This window comes from Rhodococcus sp. Q1, from assembly GCF_004153645.1.
GTDB lineage: Bacteria > Actinomycetota > Actinomycetes > Mycobacteriales > Mycobacteriaceae > Rhodococcus > Rhodococcus gordoniae.
The window spans coordinates 301581-323403 of the sequence record NZ_SDMJ01000001.1 but is presented as its reverse complement, the minus strand read 5'-3'; the positions used below and the strand labels follow the sequence as shown (position 1 = coordinate 323403).

The following is a 21823-nucleotide window of genomic DNA, read 5'->3' as shown; positions in this document are numbered from 1 at the left end:
CGACACCGGCCACTACTGTGGCACGCACCACCGGTAAAAGTCGGCATTCCGCCCATCCTGAATCGGTCGAGTGTCGACTCCGCGGCCCGATTCCGGAGCGGGGGTCAGCCGATTCGCTTCCCGTCCGACGTTCCGAAGACGTGCACGTGCTCGGGGTCGAAGCGCAGGTACAGCCGGTCGCCCTTCTGCGGAGGGTTGCGCCAGTCGCTGCGCGCGACGATCTGCTGCACGATGCCGCCGACGTCGGCCCGGCCGTAGACGTACGCCTCGGATCCGAGTTCCTCGACCACATCGACGTCCATGGCCAGGCCGTCGTTCGAGATCTCGAGGTGTTCGGGGCGGATGCCGAGCACGACCTCCTTCTCGGTGACCTGGCCGACCACGTCGCGTGGGATCGGGACGTGCGTGTCGCCGAGCAACGCGCCGCGGTCGAACACGGGGAGGCGGAAGAGGTTCATGGCGGGCGAGCCCATGAAGCCGGCGACGAAGACGTTCGCGGGCCTGTTGTAGAGCACGCGCGGCGACGCGCACTGCTGCAGGATGCCCTTCTCGAGCACCGCGACGCGGTCGCCCATCGTCATGGCCTCGACCTGGTCGTGGGTGACGTAGACGGTGGTGGTGGCGAGCCGTCGCTGCAGCTGCGCGATCTGCGTGCGGGTCTGGACGCGGAGCTTGGCGTCGAGGTTCGACAACGGCTCGTCCATGAGGAAGACCTGTGGCTGACGGACGATGGCACGTCCCATCGCCACACGCTGACGCTGACCACCGGACAGCGCCTTGGGCTTGCGGTCGAGGAACTGTTCGAGGTCGAGCATCTTCGCGACCTCGACGACCCGCTCGCGGATCTCGTTCTTGGGTGTCTTGGCGAGCTTGAGCGCGAAGCCCATGTTCTCGGCGACCGACATGTGCGGGTACAGCGCGTAGTTCTGGAACACCATCGCGATGTCGCGTTCCTTCGGATCCTGCCCGGTGACGTCGTCGTCGCCGATGAGGATGCGCCCGCTGTGCACCTCCTCGAGGCCGGCGAGCATGCGCAGCGAGGTCGACTTGCCGCAGCCCGACGGCCCGACCAGGACGAGGAACTCACCGTCCTCGATCTCGAGGTCGAGCGCGTCGACCGCGGGCGTACTCGAGCCGGGGAACAGGCATGTGGCCTTGTCGAAGGTCACCGACGCCATTTCGCAGATCCTTTCCGAAGCGGAACACGCTCGTGCGGTAGGGGAATCTACCGTGTCCTGTCCGCATCACGGTCGACCGGCGCGAGGTCCTCGTCCGTCCACACCTGGATTCCACGCACCCCCGGTACGTCGCCCGCGTGGAAGACCGGGTCGCGTCCCTGCTTGCGCTGCGCGGAGTAATGGTGGAACAACGCGTAGGCGATACCCGACAGCGGGATCAACGCGATGAGGTTCACCGTGGCCATGATTCCCATGGCGAGGTCGGCCAGCGCCCACACGAGGGGGAGGGAGCCGACGGCTCCGAGGAACACGCACACCACGACCGCCGCCCGCAGGTAGGGGAGGATTCGGCGCGAACCGGTGAGGAACTCCATGTTCGATTCGCTGTAGTAGTAGTTGCCGATCACGGAGGTGAACGCGAGGAAGAAGATCAGCACCGCCAGGAAGTGGACCGTCCAGTCGCCGAGTTGCAGGGCGAGCGCATTCTGCGTCAGGGCCGCGCCTTCGAGGCCGCTGCCGAACTCGGGCTCGGACAACAGGATGATGAAGGCCGTGATCGAACACACCAGCAGGGTGTCGAAGTAGACACCGAGGCTCTGAACCAGACCCTGCTTCACCGGATGCGAAACTGCCGCGGTGGCACCGGCGTTCGGCGCCGACCCCATGCCCGCCTCGTTGGAGAACAACCCGCGGCGGATGCCGTTCATGAAGGCTGCGGCGAAGCCTCCACCGACGATCTCCTCGAGGCCGAACGCGTTCTCGACGATCAACCGGAACATCGCGGGAACCTCACCGATGTTGAGGATCACGACGATGACGCCGATCACGAGATAGGCGATCGCCAGGATCGGCACCAGCACCTGCGACACTCCGGAGATGCGGCGGATTCCGCCGAAGATCACCACGGCCACGAGGACGGCGACGACGAGGCCCACACCCACCTGCAACCCCGTGGACTTCTCGCCCACGGAACTCGAGACCGCGTCGACGATGGAATTGGTCTGCACCGCGTTGAACACGAAGCCGTAGGTGATCGTGATGATCACCGCGAAGATCATGCCCATCCACCGTTTTCCGAGTCCGTACTGCATGTAGTAGGCGGGTCCGCCGCGGAAGGAATCCTTGTCGCGCACCTTGTACAACTGGGCGAGGGTGGACTCGAGGAATGCGGTGGCCGCGCCGATCGATGCCATCACCCACATCCAGAACACCGCGCCCGGTCCGCCGAGGCTGATCGCGATCGCGACACCTGCCACGTTGCCGGTGCCCACACGCGAGGCCGCGGATACCGAGAACGCCCGGAAGGGCGAGATCCCCTTCGTGCCGTCGGGCATCGTCGTCGGTTTCTCGACCACGGAACGCAGCATGTCCGGCACGAGCCGGATCTGGATGAATCGCGAGCGCACGGTGTAGTACAGGCCGGAGCCGACGAGCAACGCGATCACCGCGTACCAGAAGGTGTCGTTGATATCGGTGACGAAATCGACCGCAGTGTCCATCTGCACGATCTTGCTGGGTAGTAGGCGGTTCTGCAGGAATTTCGGGACGTGTTCTCGCTCTCGTGGGTGGAGTCGGTGTCGCGTTCTACGCTCGCGGGGTGAGTTCGGACAAGATGTTGAGTCGTATCGGCGGGTTGCTCCGCCAGGCGGAGTCCACCGACAACCCTCACGAGGCCGACGCCTTCCTCGCCGCAGCGCAGCGACTCGCGACGTCCGCCTCGATCGATCTGGCGGTCGCGCGCAGCCACACCGCGGCGAAGGAACGCCGTGCCGCCCCCGTCCAGCGACTGATCACCATCGGTGAGACGGGCAAGAAGGGACTGCGTACCTACGCACAGTTGTTCATCGCGATCGCCGCGGCCAACGACGTGCAGTGCGACATCACCGCGAACTCCACCGTCATCTACGCCTACGGCTTCGCCGACGACATCGACGTCTGCGAGGCCCTGTACTCCTCCCTGCTGGTGCAGATGGTCCGGGCGTCCGATGCGTATCTGCGTGAGGGCACATACCGGGCCGAGACCACGGTGCGTACCGTCGTGGAGGAACGCGGCGACCGGCGTGTGCGCACACGCGTACGCAAACCCGTTGCCCCGGTCACGGCCCGACTGAACTTCCAGTCGGCGTTCGCCGCCCGGATCGGCGCCAGGCTGGCCGAGGCGAAGCAGCAGATCGAACGCGAGGCGGAAACATCCGCGCCGGGCACGGCGTTGGTGTTGCGTGGGAAGAATCTGGAACTCCAGGACTTCTACAGCAGTACGTCGCAGGCGCGGGGCAGTTGGCGGGGCAACCGGGCGCCGTCGGCGCGCTCGGCCGACGCCCAGCGCGCGGGCGATCGCGCCGGCCGGGCGGCACGACTGGGAACGGCACCCGAACTGCCGTCGGCTCCGAGGAGGCTGGAACGGTGACCAAGGTGCGCGACACCCGCAGAACCGCTGTGTACGAAGCGGAGTCGATCGTACGGAAGATGCTCGACCGCGCCGACGAACGAGGTCTGAGAACGGTCGAGGTCGCCGGTTCCCACGTCACGCTTCCGGTCGAGAGACGATTCGCCTCCATCGCCTCCGTCCAGGACTACATCGATGCCGTGCTCGGCCTCGACTGGGTGATCATGCGGTGGGAACGCGCCGCCGTGCCCGTGCGCGTGCGGGCCCGGGCCGGCAACGCGGCCGCGCACTACGAACGCGACTGCGCGACGATCGCCCTTCCCGAGCACCGCGCGAACACCGCATGGGCGTTCCGGGAGATGGTGGTGCTCCACGAACTCGCGCACCATCTCGATCCACAGAATCCGGACGACGCCACCGAGGGTGCCCATGGTCCCGCTTTCGTCGACCGGTTCCTCGTCCTCGTCGGCGAGATCATCGGCCCGGAAGCGGCATTCGCGTTGCAGGCCACGGGGATCACCGCTCCGGCCGGGCCGGGGCGATAGATCCGTTTTCCGAATGCATTGCCGGTACGAGAACTGTTCTTTGGGAACAGCGCGCTGCGCGGACCGAATATGTAGCAACACTCGTATCCTGCTGTAGAACATACTGATTGGTACTCTACCGACTCTCGTCATCTGCCCGGATCCGCAGGGCGGCGAAGCATGCGAATCACGGTCCCGAGTGACGTACTGTGGTTTGCATCACATAAATACACGCGTCGGCTGCGTACCGTACCGAGACCTTCCGGCCACCTTCCGAGCACGCCTACACGACGCGCGGCAGATGAAGGAGAACGGTGATGAAACCCGGAGCACGAGTCGCCCTCGGTGTGGGCATCGGATATTTCCTGGGCCGAACCAAGAAGATGCGGTTGGCCATGATGCTCGCCGGTGCCGGAGTCACCGGCAAACTGCCCAGCAACCCGCAGGAACTCCTGCAGCGAAGCGCCTCGATGCTCGGTTCGTCTCCCGAGGTCAGCAAGATCACCGAATCCGTTCGCGGAGAACTCATGCACGCGGCGCGTGCCGCAGCCGTGACCGCGGCCAGCCACCGCATCGATGCCCTCAACGAGCGTCTGCAGGCGCGGGCCGGGGGCGGAGCGGACGAAGAGCCCGAGGACGCGGAATACGAAGACGAATACGACGAATCACGCGAGGGGGAAGAAAGTCGCGGCGGCAGGAGTCGCGGCAGCAGGACTCGCGACGAGGAACCGGATTACGACGAGACGGACGAAGAGGGTGCCGACGAGGAGGATTCGGGCGACGACGAGGAACCGGAACCCGAGCGCCCCGCACCCCGGCGCCGCGCCGCCCGCGCCACGTCCCGTCCGCGGGCTTCCCGCAGCAAGAAGACATCCGACAGCGACGACTCGGACGATTCGGAAGAGGCATCTCCCAAGCCGCGCAAGCGCGCAGCGCGTAGCAGTGCGTCGTCCTCCGGTCGTGCGCCCGTACGTCGAACGAAGCGGTGAGAGCGATGGCCGGATCGAGTGATGTATCGAGTGGAGTCACCGACGCGGTGGGCAAGGCCGGGAAGACCGCGACCGATACCGCCGGTAAGGCCGGCCGCACCGCCACGGATACGGCGGGGAAGGCCACGGGCGGACTGACCGGTGGTCTGCAGCAATCGTTGCAGGGCCTCGCGGGAACCGTCGCGCAGAATGCGTTGTCGAGCCTGTCGGACAGAGTCACCGGCACGGCGGGACGATTACAGGATTACTCCGAGGGCAAGGGCGGAAATCTGGCCAGCGCGCTGACCGGTGTCGACAAGCTCGCTCAGGGCGAGTCGCCGTTGAAGGCGGCGGCGAGCTCGGGGTTCGAGAACCTGAAGAACACCGCGAAGGACAAGTTCCAGGACGTCAAGGAGGCCGTCACCGGCGGGGGCAAGGGCGGCGGTGGTGGCAACAAGAAGATCAAGCTCACCAACATCGTCGAGAGCATCGACGTAGGAGTGCCGATCGACCTTGCCTACGATCTGTGGACCCAGTTCGCCGACTGGCCGAAGTTCATGAAGAAGGTCGAACAGGTCGAACAGGTCGAGGACGAGAAACTTCACTGGACCGGCAAGGTCTTCTGGTCGCGCCGGAACTGGGAGTCCACGATCCTCGAACAGGTGCCGTTCGAACGGATCGTGTGGCGCTCCACGGGCGGAAAGGGTTACATCGACGGCGCGGTGACCTTCCACGAACTCACACCGGATCTCACCCGGATCCTCCTGGTCCTCGAATATCACCCCCGGGGCCTGTTCGAGCGCACCGCGAACCTGTGGCGGGCAGTGGGTCGCCGGTCCCGCCTGGAACTGAAGCACTTCCGGCGCCACGTCATGACCGAAGCCGTACTGCATCCCGACGACATCATGGGCTGGCACGGAGAGATCCGCGACAGCGAAGTCGTCAAGGACGACGAGACGGCGCGCAGAGAGGAAGAGGAACGGGAACAGGAGGAGGACACCGGCGAGGAGACCGAGGAGGACTCCGCCGGAACAGGTGACGAAGAAGACGCCGACACGTCCGGCGACGAGGACGAGATCCGCGACGAGGACGAAGATTTCGACGAAGGCGAAGGTGAAGACGAGGAAGAGGGCGAGGAGTCGCCGGACGACGAGGACCTCCGGGACGAGGAGGAGGACCTCGAGGACGAGTATCCGGATGAGGAGGACGAGGAACCCGACGAAGAGTCCGGCGAAGAGGAAGACGAAGAAGAGGACGAACCCGAACCGCCTCGGAAACGTGCCCCCGCGAAACGAACCCGGGCGGCGAAGTCCACCGGCACGCGTTCGGCACGCTCGAGAGGATCCCGCTCATGACCATCCAACCTGCAGGGGGCGGTGGCGGCGGTGGCGGTGGGGGCGGCATGGCCCGCCCCAACTCGTCCGGCCTCGCCGACGTCATCGATACGATCCTGGACAAGGGACTCGTCATCGACGCATTCGTGCGAGTCTCACTCGTCGGTATCGAACTGCTCACCATCGACGCCCGCGTCGTCGTCGCCAGCGTCGACACCTATCTGCGGTTCGCGGAAGCGGTCAACCGGCTGGAGATCTCCGACAACGAACCGAAAGGTCTTCCGGATCTGGTCGGCGACATCACCTCCGGTGGATCCAAGCACAAGACGAAAGGAGCTCTCGAGGCCGCTGGGGAGAAGGTCAGCGAGTTTCTCGGGGACGTGCAGGAACAACGGCAGCCTGCTCGACGATCACGCAGGGGTGATGATTGATGTCCACCGAACAGACCGAACGATCCGGTCAGGGTGACAATGACGAAACCGCCACGACCACTGCAGTATACGTGTACGGAATCGTGCCGTCCGATGTGGAACCGGAAGATCATGCGGAGGGCGTGGGTAACCCACCCGCGCAGATCTCCGTCGTCCGCTCCGGAGGTATCGCCGCTCTGGTGAGCGAGATCCCGACCGACCGGGCACTGGGCACACCGGACGATCTCAAGGCACATGCCGCACTGCTCGACGGGACCGTGGCCGTCGCACCGGTCCTGCCTCTCCGGTTCGGCGCTGTTCTCACCGACCGCGACGCGGTGGCCGAGGAGTTGCTCGAGGGGCACGAGGACGAACTCGCCTCGGCGCTGGAGCAACTCGAGGGTCTCGCCCAGTTCGTCGTGAAGGGACGATACGACGAGAGGGCCATCCTGCAGGAGATTCTCGAAGAGAACTCCGACGCAGCACAATTGCGGGAGCAGATCAGAGGACAGTCCGAGGACGCGACCCGTGAGGCCCGGATGGCGCTCGGAGAGATCATCAACGCGACGATCGAAGCCAAACGGAACGAGGACACGCGGCGCACGGTCGAGGCTCTGTCCTCCCTCGATCCGATGGTCAACGAGCGGCAACCCACCCACGAGCAGGATGCCGTGCACATCGCCATCCTCGTCGAGCTCGAGCGGCAGGACGAACTCGAGCAGATTCTCCGCGAGCTGGGCCAGGAATGGGAGGACCGGGTCGACATCTCCTTGCTCGGCCCGATGGCGGCCTACGACTTCGTGGCGAAATCCGATCCGGGGGAGGAGGGTTGACGCATGGGACTGTTGTCCTCCCTGTTCACGTTGCCTCTCGCTCCGGTGAAGGGCGTGATGTGGCTCGGAGAGATCATCCAGGAGCAGGTCGAGCAGCAACTGCACGATCCGGCCAACGTACGACGCGAGCTCGAGCAGATCGAGGAGGCGGCGGAGGCCGGTGAACTGACTCCCGAGGAGAAGGACGAGGCGCAACAGGCCGTGCTCAACCGGATGATCTCCCGCGGTGGTTCCGCTCCCGGCGAGGGAGAGGGGTGATCCCGTGGCAAGAGATACCGGCCCGCCCGCGATCTCGGCGGCCGAGGCCGCATCGGCGGCCCTCACCCACCTGAAGGAGCTGACCTCGAAGGAAGCTCAGGGCGTCACCTCGATCGAACCCACCGAGGACGGATGGGTCGTCGAGGTGGAAGTCGTCGAGGACAGGCGGATACCGTCGTCGGCCGACATGCTCGCGCTCTACGAGGTGGAGATCGATCTGGACGGGGGTCTGCTCGCGTATCGGCGGACCCGGCGCTACGGACGCGGAAGCAGCGATATCGGAGCGAGGGCCGGGACATGACGGTCGTGGGTGGAGGCGGCACGTCGTCGCCGCAACCCTACGGGGGCGGCGGACGATCGACCAATCTCGGCGACATCCTCGAACGGGTCCTCGACAAGGGACTGGTGATCGCCGGCGACATCCAGGTGAATCTGCTCGACATCGAACTCCTCACCATCAAACTCCGCCTCGTCATCGCCTCGCTCGAGACGGCCAAGGCCGTCGGAATCGACTGGTGGGAGAGCGATCCGTGGTTGACGAGCAAGCCGCGTACACCCGAGGTCGATTCGGGCCGGGCGGAACTCGAGCTGGAGAACAGGCAACTGCGCGAGCGGTTGGCCGCACTCGAGGCGGCCACGGAAGCGGAACCGGCGGAGATCGTGGACGAGGAGGACCGTGACTGAGACGACCGGTGTGTGGATGTACGCCGTGACCGACGGGGCGCTCGCCGGTGACGAGACCGAGGCCGCCTCCGGTGTGGCCGGAGAACATGTCCGTGCGGTGCACGAGGGGGGATTGACCGCCGTGGTCGGAACGGTACCTCTGGACGATTTCGGCGAGGCCGCGCTGGCACGCAATCTCGAGGACCTGGACTGGCTGGAAAGGGTGGCGCGTGCCCATGATTCGGTTGTCGCCGGCCTGGCGCGGCACGTATCGGTCGTACCGCTCCGGCTCGCGACCGTCTGCCTCGACGACGCTCGGGTCCGTGCGCTCCTGACCGAACACGAGGAGCAGTTCTCGTCGGCGCTGACCCTCGTCGCGGGACGCACCGAGTGGGGTGTCAAGGCGTTCGCGGACCGGAAGACGCTGACCGCAGCCGTCGCCGAATCCGACTCGGGCGAAGCAGATTCCGGAAGCGGCACGGCCTATCTGCTCCGTCGTCGCGCGCAACTCGCAGCACAGGAGAACGTCGAACGCGACGCGGCGGCACGCGCGAACGAGATCCACGACCGATTGTTGCGCACGTCGGCGGCGGGTCGCCGGGGCGCGCCGACCGATCCGGCACTGAGCGGAAGCCACGAATGGATGGTGCTCAACGGCACGTATCTCGTCGACGACGACCGGACGGACGAATTCCGTTCCGAAGTGGAAGAACTCGGATCGCAATTCCCGGGGATCCGCCTCGAGACGAGTGGACCGTGGCCGCCCTATTCGTTCGCGGGAGCAGAACGGATATCACCATGAGGTACGCCGACGGGTCGGTGGACGAGGAGCGGCGGATCGCCCTGATCGATCTGCTGGATCGGGTGCTGTCCGGAGGTGTGGTCATCACCGGCGACATCACCCTCTCGATCGCGGAGATCGATCTGGTGCGGATCTCGCTGCGTGCGCTCATCTCGTCGATCAGCACGCTGTCCGTACCGGGGATCGATGCCCCCGTTCCGCGTGGAGCGCGGGAGGGCACGTGAGCGAGTCCGCACACATCCCCTCCCGCATCGACGCCGACCCCGAATCCGTGGAGCGGGGCCTGGTGACGCTGGTGCTCACACTCGTCGAATTGCTCCGGCAACTCATGGAACGTCAGGCACTGCACCGCGTGGACGCAGGCGACCTCAGCGACGAACAGATCGAACGTCTCGGAACGACTCTGATGTTGCTCGAACAGCGCATGGCGGAACTGCGCGACCATTTCGGGCTCACCCCCGAGGATCTCAACATCGATCTCGGTCCGCTGGGGACACTGCTGCCCCGGGAGTGAGCCCGAGCGGTCACATTCCGGCGATCTCCACGAGCTCGTAGTCCTTCAGGCCGCCGACGAGCACCCGCAGGTGATCGTCCATGGTGCCGAGGGTGTGCTCGATCGCGGTCAGGCGGCTGAGGTAGTGACCGATGGAGTGCTCGGCCGTGACACCGATGCCACCGTGCATCTGTACCGCCTCCTGACCGATCTTGCGTGCGGACCGGCCGACCTGCAGCTTGGCACGCGACGCGATCGCCGGATCGACGATGCCGTCGGCGAGTGCCATCGTCGCGTACAGGCTCATGCTCGACGCCAGCTCGTACAGCACGTACATGTCGGCGGCGCGGTGGGTGAGCGCTTGGAACATCGACAGCGGCACACCGAACTGCTTGCGCTGCTTCAGGTAACCCGTCGTCAGCTGCACCGAGGAGTCGAGAGCTCCGACCACCTCGGCGCACAGCGCCGCCTGCGCGTGCACCTGAGCTGCGGTGATCGCTGCCGACGCGTCGACCGCCTCACCGAGCGGGGTGGCCGCGACATTCTCGAGCACGACCTGCGCGCCGCGACGCCCGTCGTGGGTGCGGTAGGGCGTACGGGTGAGACCGTCGGCTCCGGCGTCGACGACGAACAGGCCGATGCCGCCTTCGGGGAGCTTCGCGGAGACGATCAGCGTGTCGGCGCAATCACCGTGCAGCACAGGGTTCTTACGTCCGGACAACGTCCAGGAGTCGCCGTCGCGCGCTGCGGTGGTGGCCACCTCGGTGTGCGGCCAGCGGTTGCCCGGTTCGTCGTGTGCGAACGCCAGCAGCGCGGTGCCCTCGGACAGTCGCGGAACGATATCCGAGCGCTGCGCGTCGCTGCCGATCTCGGCGACGAGGCGGCCGGGCAGGTAGACGCAGTCGAGCACGGGCTCCGGCGCGAGGGCACGACCGATCTCGGTCATGACGGCCATGACCTCCACCGGTCCGGCCCCCATACCGCCGTGTTCCTCGGCGAAGGGCAGACCGAGCACGCCGAGTTCGGCGAGCTGCTTCCACACGTCGCGGTTCCATCCCAGGTCGCTCTCGGCCACCCGGTTGCGCGACTCGACGTCGTACGCGCCCGAGAGCAGGTCGCGGACGGTCGCGCGAAGCATGTCCTGTTCGGTGTCGAGTTCGAAATTCATGTCCGGGGCCTCACAGTCCGAGAATCGAGGAAGCGATGATCGAACGCTGGACCTCGTTCGATCCACCGTAGATGGTGACCTTGCGGTTGTTGAGGTAGGTCGGCGTCGTGAGCCGGGCCCAGTCGGGCGAGTCGATATCGGCTTCACCGGCGGGTAGCGAATCGGGGCCGGCGATGTCGACGAGCAGCTCGGTCGCGGCCTGCTGCAGCTCGGAACCGCGCATCTTGAGCAGCGACGACGCCGGGTTGGGCTTGCCGTCGGCCGACCCGGCGACGACGCGCAGCTGGGTGAGCTCGAGAGCCAGCAGTTCGTTCTCGAGTTCGGCCAGACGTGCCGCGAAGATCGGATCGTCGAGCAGTGATCCGCCCCCGAGGCGGGTCTCGGCCGCGAGGGACTTCGCACGGGCGAGCTTCACCTTGGTGGCGCCGACGCGGGCGATGCCGGTGCGCTCGTTGCCGAGCAGGAACTTCGCCTGTGTCCAGCCGGTGTTCTCCTCGCCGACGAGGTTCTCTGCGGGAACCCGCACGTCTTCGAAGAAGACCTCGTTGACCTCGTAGCTTCCGTCGATCAACTTGATCGGGCGACGGGTGACACCGGGGGTGTCCATCGGGAAGAGCAGCATCGAGATACCGGCCTGCTTCTTCGCGTTCGGATCGGTGCGCACGAGGCAGAAGATCCAGTCGGCGTGCTGGGCGAGCGTCGTCCACGTCTTCTGCCCGTTGACGATGTAGTCGTCACCGTCGCGGACGGCGCGGGTCTTGAGGGAGGCGAGATCGGAGCCGGCCTCGGGCTCGGAGAAGCCTTGGCACCACCAGATGTCGAGGTTCGCGGTGGCGGGAAGGAAGCGTTCCTTCATCTCCTGCGAACCGAACTGGGCGATGACCGGGCCGATCATCGACGCGTTGAACGGCAGCGGATCGGGCACCGAGGCGAGTTGCAGCTCGCTGAGCCAGATATTGCGCTGCATCGGCGTCCAGTCCTGGCCACCCCATTCGACGGGCCAGTTGGGAACGGCGAGGCCCCGCGAATGCAGGATGCGCTGGACGGCAACGAAGTCGTCCTTGCCCAGCGGGGTGCCGGACGCGGTCTTCGCGCGCACGTCGGCGGGGATCTCGGTGGTGAAGAAGGTGCGCAGCTCGTCGCGGAACGCGCGCTCCTCCTCGGTGAGCTTCAGGTTCATGGAGAGACCTTCCAGGGATGCCGGCGCCGTAGCGCTTCTCGCGATTCCAAACTAACCTTACATCGTTAGTTCGTCCAGGCCTGCCCGTAAGGAGGACCACGGATGGCGCGCCCCCGCACGCCTCTGCTCAGCCGTGAACTCATCCGCGACGTCACGCTGCGACTCGTGGACGAACACGGCCTCGACGCCGTGTCGATGCGCCGGATCGCCACCGAACTCGGTGTGCGCGCCCCGTCGCTCTACAGCCACTACTCCACCAAGGAACAGCTGCTCGACGACATCGCCGATGCCATCGGCGAATCGGTCGACGTCAGCGCGTTCGCCGGGGACGACTGGCAGGAAGCGCTACGCCGGTGGGCCCGTACCTACCGGGACGCGCTCGCCGCGCACCCGAACATGGTTCCCTTCCTCGCCGCGAGCCCCGGCACCCGGCCCGTCTCCCTCCAGGCGTCCGACGCCATCCACGGCGGTCTCACGCGCGCCGGCTGGCCACCACGGTTCGCGACGATGATCGGCGCCTCGATCAAGTACATCGTCATCGGCTCCGCGATCACGTCGTTCGCGGGGGGGTTCGACGATCACATCGACACCTACAACGAGCGGTATCCGCATCTGTCACAGGCGCATCGGCTCCGCGAGTACGCAGCCGAGATCGACGCCGAGAGCTTCGACCTCGTTCTCGAGTCCTTCCTGCGAGAACTCGGGCGACGATACGAGATGTTGCCCTAACGTGGACTCCATGACGCGCCCCATTCGCATCGGACTCCAACTTCAGCCCCAGCAGCAACCCGACTACGGCGTCATCCGCGACACCGTGCTCCGCGCCGAGGACGCCGGCGTCGACATCGTGTTCAACTGGGACCACTTCTACCCGCTCTACGGCGACCCCGACGGCGCCCACTTCGAATGTTGGACGATGCTCGGCGCCTGGGCCGAGCAGACCGAACGCGTGGAGATCGGCGCCCTGGTCACCGGAGGCGGCTACCGCAACCCCGACCTGCTCGCCGACATGGCCCGCACCGTCGACCACATCAGCGGCGGCCGTCTCATCCTCGGCATCGGCTCGGGCTGGTTCGAGAAGGACTACGACGAGTACGGCTACGAATTCGGCACCAAGGGTTCCCGCCTCGACCTGCTCGCCGAGTACATGCCCCGCATCGTGAACCGCCTCGGCAAGCTGAACCCACAGCCCACCCGGCACATTCCCATCCTGATCGGTGGCGGCGGCCCGAAGAAGACACTGCCGATGGTCGCGAAGTACGCCGACATCTGGCACAGCTTCGGCGAGATGGAGACGCACGCCGAGAAGTCCGAGATCCTCGCGCAGCGCTGCGCCGACGCCGGTCGTCGTCCCGAGGAGATCGAACGGTCCACCTCGTGGCCCGGCGCCGAGGCCGCACCGTCCTATGTCGATCTCGGTATCACCCAGTTCACCGTGGGTGTCGGCGGTCCCGACTACGACCTCGACGAATTGCGGGAAGCGATCGCATGGCGCGACGAGAACTCCGCACCGCCGCTGACAGGGCTCAGCTGATCCCGGCCCGTACCGACGGGCCCTGAGCCGAGCACCGTGCGTCGGTAGCATCGGTGGTGCATGTCGAACGCACCATGGCTTCCGCCCTGTACCGCCGACGACTGGGACGACAGTCGCCGGCGGCGCCGTCTCCGCGACACTCGCACCGGACATCACTGGGTCCGGTTCGGCCGGCTCCGGCGAGCTCTCGCACGCACGGCCGTCGCGGCGCTCCCACTCGTCGCCCTGTTCACCCAGTACTGGGCGTGGGACGTCGCGCCGGTCCGTGAGCGGCTCGCCCTCACCCGACCTCAGCTGCATCCGATATACGACGCGGCGGCACGGGAGGATCGCGACACGGCCGTGGTCGATCTCGTGGGTCTCGGCAACCTCGACGCGACCGACACCGCCACGGCGCTGCCCGCACTGAGCGAACTCGGACAGGTGTGGGCGGTCGAGTACGACAACAGTGGTCTCGACACCGCCGTCGTCAGCCGCCTGATCCAGGAGCGTGCGGCGTGGACCGGCATAGAGAACATCGTGCTCACGGGGCACAGCATGGGCGGGATCATCGCGCTCGAGGTCGCCCAGCATCTGTACCAGGACACCTCGCTGGAGGTGACCGGTGTGATCCTGGACTGCACGCCGCTGGACCTGCACGCCGTCCGGGCCGGCGCACGCGATGCCGGTGAGGATCTGCTGCGCTGGATCGGCTGGTTGCCGGGTGCGCGGGAGAGCCGCAGCATGCGGATGCTCGTCGAGATCGTCGCCCGGAAGGATCGCTTCGTCGTTCCTTCCGAGCGGCGGTACCGCCGGATCGACACCGAGGAATTGAGGAAGGCCGCGACCGAGGTGCTGCACGACAAGATCCTCTCGACGGACGCGGCGAGCAACGGGTTGATCGAGTCGCAGTTCCGGGCGATCGTCGCGTCCGGCGCGGTGGACAACCTGAAGGCACTGGCCGACGAGCGCGGCGACAAGATCCGGCCCGCCGTGGTGTTCCTCCGACCACGGAATGCATCGGCCGACACTGTCGTGGACGTCGAGTACAGTCACCGGATTCTCGTCGACCAGTCGGGTGGTATCGACGGCACCCTTCTGGTGTCGAAACTCGACCGCACCGGGCACGCCGATCCCATCCGGGCACCCGACTCGTACAACGACGCGATCGCCGACCGGGTGGTGCCGTTCGTCGACGCGAGACCCGGCGAGATGCAGGACGAGGACGAGCAACCACCGGACGAGTTCTTCGACGGCGAACGTCCCGGCGTACGGCCGATCATGGACCTGGACCGCATCGCCCCGGGCTGAGTTCGCTCCCCTTCTGTGATTGCCGTCTCACGGCAGCCGAATGCTCATCGGGTGTTCACCTTCTCGTTCCGTCCGACTCGCCTGATGCTCCTACGGTTCCCGCGTCGAACCGATTCCGAGGAGATAGTCGTGGCCCGTAGGATCCTGCCCCTGTTCGTCACGCACGACGGCATATCGTCGCGCTCGAACATCACCTGCAAGTACAAGTGCGGGGACGCCTGTTCGCACGCAGTTCCCAACACCTCGCGCGGTGAGTACTTCGGCGACATCGTTCGAGCCGCCGTCTCGCGTCGCGGGGTGCTGCGGGGTGGTGCCATGGCGGTGCTCGCCGTCGGTGCCGGTGGTGTACTGACGGCCTGCGCGGACGATTCCGCCGCGGCTGCCGGCAGCGACGCAGCGGGCGCGGATGATCTCGGTCCGGTGCCGGACGGCACGAACTTCACCGCCGTGGCCCCGAACACCGATGACGCGGTGACGGTTCCGGACGGCTACGAGCAGGAGGTCGTCATCCGCTGGGGCGACCCGGTGTTGCCCGACGCTCCGGCCTTCGACATCGGCAGTCAGACGGCCGCCGCTCAGGAGAAGCAGTTCGGGTTCAACAACGACTTCGCCGGTCTGCTGCCGGTGGACGGCAGGCCCGACACCCATCTGCTCGTCGTCAATCACGAATACACCACCGAGCCCTTCATGTTCGCCGACTACGACGCGGATTCCCCCACCGAGGAACAGGTACGCATCGGCATCGCGGGTCACGGACTGTCGGTGGTCCAAGTGAAGGGTGAGCCAGGGACCGGTCGTCTGACACCGGAATTCGGTGAGTACAACCGTCGAATCACCGGAACCACACCATTTCTCCTCACGGGACCGGCCGCGGGCAGCGACCTGCTGAAGACCTCCGCCGACCCGACCGGCACGCGGGTCGCCGGGACGTTCAACAACTGCGCCGGTGGTCTCACGCCCTGGGGCACCGTGCTGTCCGGCGAGGAGAATTTCGATCAGTACTTCGCCAACGCCGAGAGCGTGACGGACCCGGTCGCCGCCGAACGTCTCGCCCGGTACGGACTCGAAGGCACGGAGACCGAACGGAAGTGGGAACGTTTCGACCCCCGCTTCGACATCGCAGCAGAACCCAACGAGGTCAACCGGTTCGGATGGATCGTCGAGATCGACCCGTGGGATGCGAACTCGGTACCCGTCAAGCACACCGCCCTCGGACGGTTCAAGCACGAAGCGGCCACCGTTCACGTCACCGGTGACGGCACCGTCGTCTCCTACAGCGGCGACGACGAACGCTTCGACTACATGTACAAGTTCGTGTCGTCGCGGAGGATCCAACCCGGAAGATCCCGGGCTGCCATGCGGCACAACATGACCCTGCTCGACGCGGGAATACTGTACGTCGCGAAGCTCAGCGGCGACCATCCGGACGCGATCGACGGATCCGGAACTCTGCCGAGCGGCGGCGAGTTCCGCGGTAAGGGCGAGTGGATCGCGTTGCTGCGCACGAACGAGGACGGCAGCGCCGAGTCGCTGGTCGACGGCATGAGCGCCGAGGAGGTCGCGGTGTTCACGCGACTCGCGGGCGACAAGGTGGGCGCGACGAAGATGGATCGTCCCGAGGACTTCGAACCGAACCCGGTCACCGGCAAGGTCTACGTCGCGCTCACCAACAACACCAAGCGCGGTGTCGACGGAGCGGCGCCGGCGGACGAGGCGAATCCGCGCGAGAACAACAAGAACGGTCAGGTTCTCGAGATCGACGACGACCACGCGGGTACGTCCTTCACCTGGACCCTGCTGCTCGTGTGCGGCGATCCGAACGAGGCCGACACCTACTTCGGCGGTTTCGACAAGTCGCAGGTCAGCCCGATCTCGTGCCCGGACAACCTGGCCTTCGATTCGTACGGCAACCTGTGGATCTCCACGGACGGCAACGCACTCGGCTCCAACGACGGGTTGTTCAGCGTCGTCCTCGACGGACCGCGCCGCGGGGAGACGAAGCAGTTCCTCACCGTGCCGATCGGCGCGGAGACGTGCGGTCCGATCGTGCAGGACGGCCGTGTCGTGGTGTGCGTCCAGCATCCCGGGGAGACCGACGACGCGTCGTGGGCGTCGCCGGCTTCGCACTGGCCCGACGGAGGCGACTCCCAGCCGCGTCCTTCCGTGGTCGCGGCGTGGAAGTCGGACGGCGGCCGGATCGGAGTCTGATGCCCCTCGTGCGTGGTTTCGGTGGTCGCGGTTGCCGAAACCACGCACGGGCCGCGGAGCGGCCTAACCCAGCCAGTCCAATACCGCTGCGGCGGTCCACGACTGCTGCATACTGCCGAGCGGGTCGCCGGTGAACGGTTCGTAGTACTCGGCGAAGGTGCCGTCGCTCGCCTGCCGGAGTCCTTCCGCGCGAAGCACGTTCGCGCGTTCGGCCCAACCTCGACGAGCAAAGGCCCACGAGAACAGCCAGGTCATCACGGGCCACACCGGTCCGCGCCAGTACTCGCGCGGCCGGAAGTCGCCCGAGACGGGGGAGGTGGACGGCGGTACCGCGTAGCGCAGATCCGGATGCCCGCAGAACTTCGGTCCTTCGAAGGTGCGCAACAGTGCCCGTTCGGCCTGCCGGTCGAGCCCACCGCACAGCAGCGGGGCGAACATCGCGAGAGTGTCGGTGGCGACCCACTTCCCGCTGCGCAGATCGAAGTCCTTCGCCGCTCCCGTCCGGGAGTCGGTCGTGGCGATCACCCCCTTCCGGAATCGGTCCGACCATGAATACAACTCGCGCACATCGGCGTTGGGACGGGCGTGCTCTTCGCCGATGGTCGCGAGCACCTCACACGACAACGAGAACACCGCACTGACGAAGACGTCCTCCACCGCGAAGCTCATGGCCTTCGCGAGCACGCCGTCTTCGTAGCGCGCCGTCTTCATCTCCTCGAGCAACCACAGATAACGCGTGTATTCACGATCGCTGGGTCGCTGGGTGGCGTCGGCGACGTGCTCGAGATCCTCACGGTGGAAGGGTGGTACCGGACCTGCGACGACGTTGGCGTACGCCGCATCCCAGCGTGGCGAGTTGTCCATGCCCGACTCCCATCCGTGGTACAGCGCGATCCGGCCGTTGCCGTCGAGATCGCGCGCGTGGGCGAGCCAGCGGTGCCAGCGCACCAGATCCGCCCACCGGCGGTCCAGGAACTCCTCGGCGACAGCACGCGTCGAGCGACCGTGCCGCCTCGAATGTTCGAGGATGCGCTGCACGGCGACGGCGTGCACGGGAGGCTGGGTGATGCCCGAGGTCTGCACCTGACCCGGTGCGTGCGCGGCCAGCTCGGAGACCGCCCAGCGCGACGGGCCGGGGAAGTAGCCGTCGACGCCGTTGGCGAAGACGATGTGCGGGATCATCCCGTTGTTCCACTGCGCCGACAGCAAGGTGTCGAGTTCGACCACTGCTCGTTCGACACTCAGCGGCGCGAGGCCCACGGCGACGAACGCCGCATCCCAGCTCCACATGTGTGGATAGAGCTTGGGAGCGGCACTCGTCATGGTGCCCAGGTCGTTGCCACGCAGCAAGTACGCCGCGCGGGCGGCGAGCTGCGTGGATGTGAATCCTCGGTCCGGCATGGCCCCATTCTCGGTCGTGCGGACGGATTCGCACGACGAGGGCCGTAGCTGTAACAGCGTCGACACATTCGGCGCGACCCGCGGTCGGTGGCTCGCCTGCGGTGATCTCGTCCTCACGCCCGTCATCAGCGTCGTTGCGACCTCGATGATGCACAAGGAGGAGCTCCACCTCTGCTCGGACACCGGGCGGGTGGTACTAGGCTCGTCCTATGAGCAGGCAACGAGGTGGCCGCGCCGCATCGTCGCCGCGCAAGGAGAAGACGGGTGCCCCGGGCGGCCCGGTCGAGGGGTTGTACGACATCGACACGGGCACGTGCGAGCTCGTCAAGGACCGCTATCTCGCCGACGGATGGGTGCTCGAGATCAACGGGGTGCCCAGCTCGCACATCGACCTGAGCGACCCCGCGCTGCTCGAGTTCGAGTACATGCGGTGGATCGCGATGCTCGTCGAGAGCAGGTTCGACCGCGACTCGAGACTGCGCGTGCTGCATCTGGGCGGAGGCGCGTGCACGATGGCGCGCTACTTCGCCGCGGTCCACCCCGACGCGCGGCAGGTCGTCGTCGAGATAGACGGCCGCCTCGCCGAACTCGTCCGCCACTGGTTCGACCTGCCGCGCGCACCGCTGCTGCGCATCCGGGTGGGGGAGGCCCGCCAGGTACTCACCTCGCTCTCCGATGCGAGCCGTGATGTGATCGTGCGCGATGTCTTCGCCTACAACCGCACTCCCGTCGCGCTCACGACCGTCCAGTTCACGCAGCACGCCCGGCGGGTGCTCGCACCCGGCGGTGTCTACGTCGTCAACTGCGGCGACTTCCGCGATCTGGCCGTCGCGAAACGTGAGGCCGCGACGATCGGCGAGGTCTTCGAGCACACGGTGATCATCGCCGACCCCGCGATGCTCAAGGGACGTCGCTACGGCAACGTCGTCATCGCCGGCAGCGACCTGCCGCTCGGCGAGTCCCCGGCCCTTGCCCGCGACCTGCTCGGCGGGGCCGTACCCGCACAGATACGCCTGGGTGACCAGGTGGTGAAGTTCGCCGCCGGGTCGCGGGTACTCGACGACAGTGAGGCCACCACACCCCCCGGAACAAAGAGCACGGGTACAGAGTTGCACCGGTCATGACCTCAGCAGCCTCCACTCCGGTACTCCAGGTGTTCCGGTTGGGTTCGCCCTGGCAGACGCTCGATCCGTTCCTGTTCGCCGTGCACCACCTCGACGCCTATCCGGCGGGCAACGACGATCTCGGACCCGACGCATCGCTCGACGGCCGCCCGCTCGGCCAGGACTTCGGCAATCCGGCGGGCTGGAGCATGTACCACGGCACCACCGTCCCCGGCTTCCCCGGACATCCGCACCGCGGCTTCGAGACGGTGACCTTCGTCCGCTCGGGTTTCGTCGACCACTCCGATTCGGTGGGTGCGGCGGCGCGTTTCGGTGAGGGCGACACGCAGTGGCTCACCGCCGGCAACGGCATCGTGCACAGCGAGATGTTCCCTCTGCTGAACAAGGATTCGGGAAACCCGCTCGAGTTGTTCCAGATCTGGTTGAACCTGCCGGCCGAATCGAAGTCCGCCGACCCGCACTTCTCGATGCTGTGGAACGAGGACACTCCCACGGTGACGGTCGCAGACGAGGACGGACGCACGGTCTCCGTCCGGGTCCTGGCCGGTGAACTCGACGGCTCCACTCCGCCTCCGCCCCCGCCGAATTCGTGGGCGTCCCGACCCGACACCGACGTGGCGATCTGGAACATCGACCTGTCGTCCGGCGCGTGCCGGGAGCTGCCGGCCGCACGCGGCGACCGGACGCAGCGGGTCCTGTACGTGTACAGCGGCTCCCCGGTGCGGATCGGCGACCGGACGATCGAGTCCGGACACGGGATCGTTGTCGACGCGTCGGTGCCGGTACACCTCACCGGCGGCGACGAGGGCACGCAGATCCTGATGCTGCAGGGCCGACCGATCGGCGAACCCGTCGTCTCGTACGGCCCGTTCGTGCTCGACGACGAGGCCGGCATCCGCCAGGCGTTCGAGGACTACCGTCGCACCGGATTCGGTGGATGGCCCTGGGACAGCGACGGTCCCGTGCACGACCGCGACGCCGGGCGGTTCGCCCGGTATCCCGACGAGAAGCTCGAGCAACGCTGACCGCGTGCGCAGATCCTGTCGATCTCCCGCAGGATCTGCGACGAGAACTACTCGTTCGACGGTTGCACATCCGGGACGCGGTATTCGGCCACCGCCATCGACCGGATCCAGCGGGCCTGATCGTCGCCGGGCCCGCTGCCGCGGAAGGTGTCGAGGTGTGCCTGCGACTCCCACCGTTCGTAGATGCAGACGCGGTCGGGTTCGAGCAGGTCCGCGGTGACGGCGAAGTCGAGGCAGCCCGGTGCTCTGCGCGCGGCCTCGACGACGGCCTCACAGGTCGCCAGGTAGGACTCGCGCCGCTCGGCGTCGACGGTGAGATGTCCTGCGACGATGATCATGGATCCCTCCTGCGGTAACCGACTCGTCGTCGGTAGGACCTGTGAACGGGGTCGAACTCATCGCGGCCCGTCGTACCATGCCGGAGTGACCCAGCCCGGATACGACGCTCTCGCGGATCTGTACGTCGAACTGTTCCCCGATCCTTACCTGACGCCGCTCGAACGCCACACGGTCGCCGCCTTCGCCGAGATGGTGCGGCACAGCCCGGTGCAGGGCGTCGTGCTGGACGTGGGGTGCGGACCCGGATATGTGACCGCGGACCTCGCCGAACGCGGACTCGACGTGGTCGGCCTCGATCCCAGCACGGAGATGCTGCGCATCGCGCGGGGTGCTCATCCCGCCCTGCGATTCGTCCGGGACGATGCACGACTCGGATCCGGCGAGCTGCGCGGAGTGGTTCCGAGCGCGATCATCGCGCGGTACAGCCTCATCCACGTTGCGCCGTCCGAGATCCTCGGGATCCTCGACGGGTGGGCGGAAAGGATCCCGTCCGGGGGCGTGGTGCTCATCGCGGGCCAGACCACCGACACCCCCGGCGAGGTGGTCGAGTTCGATCACGCGGTGGCGCCGGCATGGCGGTGGCACCCGGATCGTCTCGCCGCGGCATTGTCCGATGCCGGTTTCGACGAGGTGTGGCGGACGGTCGGCCGTCCCGACGCCGGCCATCGCTTCCCCGACGTCCATCTGGCGGCGCGCCGGCGCTGA

Annotated in this window: 25 protein-coding genes; 19 read left to right on the top strand and 6 right to left on the bottom strand. The window is 66.7% G+C overall.

Translation table 11 applies throughout. The features are described 5' to 3' along the window. Window positions 1-104: 104 nt before the first annotated feature. Together ugpC and EQ874_RS01480 are read right to left on the bottom strand one after the other, a co-directional pair. Window positions 105-1178, bottom strand: coding sequence for a sn-glycerol-3-phosphate ABC transporter ATP-binding protein UgpC (gene ugpC, locus EQ874_RS01485; protein WP_064062323.1), 1074 nt, complete (start codon window positions 1176-1178; stop codon window positions 105-107). A gap of 47 nt (window positions 1179-1225) precedes the next feature. Beyond that, window positions 1226-2677: an alanine/glycine:cation symporter family protein gene (locus EQ874_RS01480; RefSeq protein WP_064062322.1), complete on the bottom strand. Its 1452-nt coding sequence runs from the start codon at window positions 2675-2677 to the stop codon at window positions 1226-1228. Between the two features lie 98 nt (window positions 2678-2775). On the opposite strand from EQ874_RS01480, the gene EQ874_RS01475 reads away from it, so the two are divergent. From EQ874_RS01475 to EQ874_RS01420, 12 genes are all read left to right on the top strand, one after another. Then, a complete protein-coding gene (locus EQ874_RS01475) occupies window positions 2776-3585 on the top strand; it encodes a DUF2786 domain-containing protein (protein WP_064062511.1) in 810 nt (269 codons plus the stop codon). Continuing rightward, window positions 3582-4109, top strand: coding sequence for a TIGR04338 family metallohydrolase (locus tag EQ874_RS01470; protein ID WP_064062321.1), 528 nt, complete (start codon window positions 3582-3584; stop codon window positions 4107-4109). Before EQ874_RS01475 ends, EQ874_RS01470 begins: the two co-directional genes overlap by 4 nt. Before the next feature lie 296 nt (window positions 4110-4405). Then, the gene (locus tag EQ874_RS01465; protein WP_129975128.1) at window positions 4406-5077 is read left to right on the top strand and encodes a hypothetical protein; all 672 of its coding nucleotides are present in this window, start codon (window positions 4406-4408) and stop codon (window positions 5075-5077) included. A 5-nt stretch (window positions 5078-5082) separates the two neighbouring features. Further along, window positions 5083-6411 (top strand): SRPBCC family protein, encoded by a 1329-nt coding sequence (locus tag EQ874_RS01460; RefSeq protein WP_129975126.1) that lies wholly within the window; start codon window positions 5083-5085, stop codon window positions 6409-6411. Next, entirely contained in the window at window positions 6408-6821 is a 414-nt protein-coding gene (gene gvpJ, locus EQ874_RS01455; protein WP_172506068.1) for a gas vesicle protein GvpJ, read from the top strand. The genes EQ874_RS01460 and gvpJ (EQ874_RS01455) overlap by 4 nt, the downstream gene beginning before the upstream one ends. Beyond that, entirely contained in the window at window positions 6821-7633 is an 813-nt protein-coding gene (locus EQ874_RS01450; RefSeq protein ID WP_129975124.1) for a GvpL/GvpF family gas vesicle protein, read from the top strand. The genes gvpJ (EQ874_RS01455) and EQ874_RS01450 overlap by 1 nt, the downstream gene beginning before the upstream one ends. Before the next feature lie 3 nt (window positions 7634-7636). Beyond that, the gene (locus EQ874_RS01445; RefSeq protein ID WP_016931792.1) at window positions 7637-7891 is read left to right on the top strand and encodes a gas vesicle protein GvpG; all 255 of its coding nucleotides are present in this window, start codon (window positions 7637-7639) and stop codon (window positions 7889-7891) included. Between the two features lie 4 nt (window positions 7892-7895). Further along, a complete protein-coding gene (gene gvpO / locus EQ874_RS01440) occupies window positions 7896-8192 on the top strand; it encodes a gas vesicle protein GvpO (protein WP_016931791.1) in 297 nt (98 codons plus the stop codon). Next, window positions 8189-8575 (top strand): gas vesicle protein GvpJ, encoded by a 387-nt coding sequence (gene gvpJ, locus EQ874_RS01435; protein WP_064062316.1) that lies wholly within the window; start codon window positions 8189-8191, stop codon window positions 8573-8575. Before gvpO ends, gvpJ (EQ874_RS01435) begins: the two co-directional genes overlap by 4 nt. Further along, window positions 8568-9356, top strand: a complete 789-nt coding sequence (locus tag EQ874_RS01430; RefSeq protein ID WP_129975122.1) for a GvpL/GvpF family gas vesicle protein — start codon at window positions 8568-8570, stop codon at window positions 9354-9356. The genes gvpJ (EQ874_RS01435) and EQ874_RS01430 overlap by 8 nt, the downstream gene beginning before the upstream one ends. Then, window positions 9353-9580 carry a gas vesicle protein gene (locus EQ874_RS01425; RefSeq protein WP_064062314.1) on the top strand — a complete coding sequence of 76 codons (228 nt, stop codon included), beginning with the start codon at window positions 9353-9355 and terminating at the stop codon, window positions 9578-9580. The genes EQ874_RS01430 and EQ874_RS01425 overlap by 4 nt, the downstream gene beginning before the upstream one ends. Further along, window positions 9577-9870, top strand: a complete 294-nt coding sequence (locus tag EQ874_RS01420; RefSeq protein WP_016931787.1) for a gas vesicle protein K — start codon at window positions 9577-9579, stop codon at window positions 9868-9870. The genes EQ874_RS01425 and EQ874_RS01420 overlap by 4 nt, the downstream gene beginning before the upstream one ends. Before the next feature lie 10 nt (window positions 9871-9880). On the opposite strand, the gene EQ874_RS01415 is transcribed toward EQ874_RS01420, so the two are convergent. Together EQ874_RS01415 and EQ874_RS01410 are read right to left on the bottom strand one after the other, a co-directional pair. Further along, a complete protein-coding gene (locus tag EQ874_RS01415) occupies window positions 9881-11017 on the bottom strand; it encodes an acyl-CoA dehydrogenase family protein (protein ID WP_129975120.1) in 1137 nt (378 codons plus the stop codon). A gap of 10 nt (window positions 11018-11027) precedes the next feature. Then, on the bottom strand, window positions 11028-12197 hold the full coding sequence (locus EQ874_RS01410) for an acyl-CoA dehydrogenase family protein (protein WP_016931785.1): 1170 nt from the start codon (window positions 12195-12197) through the stop codon (window positions 11028-11030). 102 nt (window positions 12198-12299) lie between these two features. Between EQ874_RS01410 and EQ874_RS01405 the strand changes: the two genes are divergently transcribed. From EQ874_RS01405 to EQ874_RS01390, 4 genes are all read left to right on the top strand, one after another. Further along, a complete protein-coding gene (locus EQ874_RS01405; RefSeq protein WP_064062312.1) occupies window positions 12300-12926 on the top strand; it encodes a TetR family transcriptional regulator in 627 nt (208 codons plus the stop codon). A 10-nt stretch (window positions 12927-12936) separates the two neighbouring features. Then, a complete protein-coding gene (locus EQ874_RS01400) occupies window positions 12937-13731 on the top strand; it encodes an LLM class F420-dependent oxidoreductase (protein WP_064062510.1) in 795 nt (264 codons plus the stop codon). 60 nt (window positions 13732-13791) lie between these two features. Beyond that, a complete protein-coding gene (locus EQ874_RS01395; protein ID WP_129975119.1) occupies window positions 13792-15021 on the top strand; it encodes an alpha/beta fold hydrolase in 1230 nt (409 codons plus the stop codon). 129 nt (window positions 15022-15150) lie between these two features. After that, window positions 15151-17229, top strand: a complete 2079-nt coding sequence (locus EQ874_RS01390) for a PhoX family phosphatase (RefSeq protein WP_129975117.1) — start codon at window positions 15151-15153, stop codon at window positions 17227-17229. Between the two features lie 63 nt (window positions 17230-17292). On the opposite strand, the gene EQ874_RS01385 is transcribed toward EQ874_RS01390, so the two are convergent. Continuing rightward, complete coding sequence (locus EQ874_RS01385) at window positions 17293-18630, bottom strand: glycogen debranching protein (RefSeq protein ID WP_129975115.1); 1338 nt, start codon at window positions 18628-18630, stop codon at window positions 17293-17295. Between the two features lie 209 nt (window positions 18631-18839). Here EQ874_RS01385 and EQ874_RS01380 point away from each other — a divergent pair, with 209 nt between their 5' ends. Together EQ874_RS01380 and EQ874_RS01375 are read left to right on the top strand one after the other, a co-directional pair. Next, a complete protein-coding gene (locus EQ874_RS01380) occupies window positions 18840-19754 on the top strand; it encodes a fused MFS/spermidine synthase (RefSeq protein WP_115311515.1) in 915 nt (304 codons plus the stop codon). Next, window positions 19751-20779 carry a pirin family protein gene (locus tag EQ874_RS01375; protein WP_129975113.1) on the top strand — a complete coding sequence of 343 codons (1029 nt, stop codon included), beginning with the start codon at window positions 19751-19753 and terminating at the stop codon, window positions 20777-20779. The genes EQ874_RS01380 and EQ874_RS01375 overlap by 4 nt, the downstream gene beginning before the upstream one ends. Window positions 20780-20826: 47 nt before the next feature. On the opposite strand, the gene EQ874_RS01370 is transcribed toward EQ874_RS01375, so the two are convergent. After that, window positions 20827-21117 (bottom strand): antibiotic biosynthesis monooxygenase family protein, encoded by a 291-nt coding sequence (locus tag EQ874_RS01370; RefSeq protein ID WP_016931776.1) that lies wholly within the window; start codon window positions 21115-21117, stop codon window positions 20827-20829. Window positions 21118-21202: 85 nt separating this feature from the next. Here EQ874_RS01370 and EQ874_RS01365 point away from each other — a divergent pair, with 85 nt between their 5' ends. Beyond that, on the top strand, window positions 21203-21823 hold the full coding sequence (locus EQ874_RS01365; protein ID WP_129975111.1) for a class I SAM-dependent methyltransferase: 621 nt from the start codon (window positions 21203-21205) through the stop codon (window positions 21821-21823).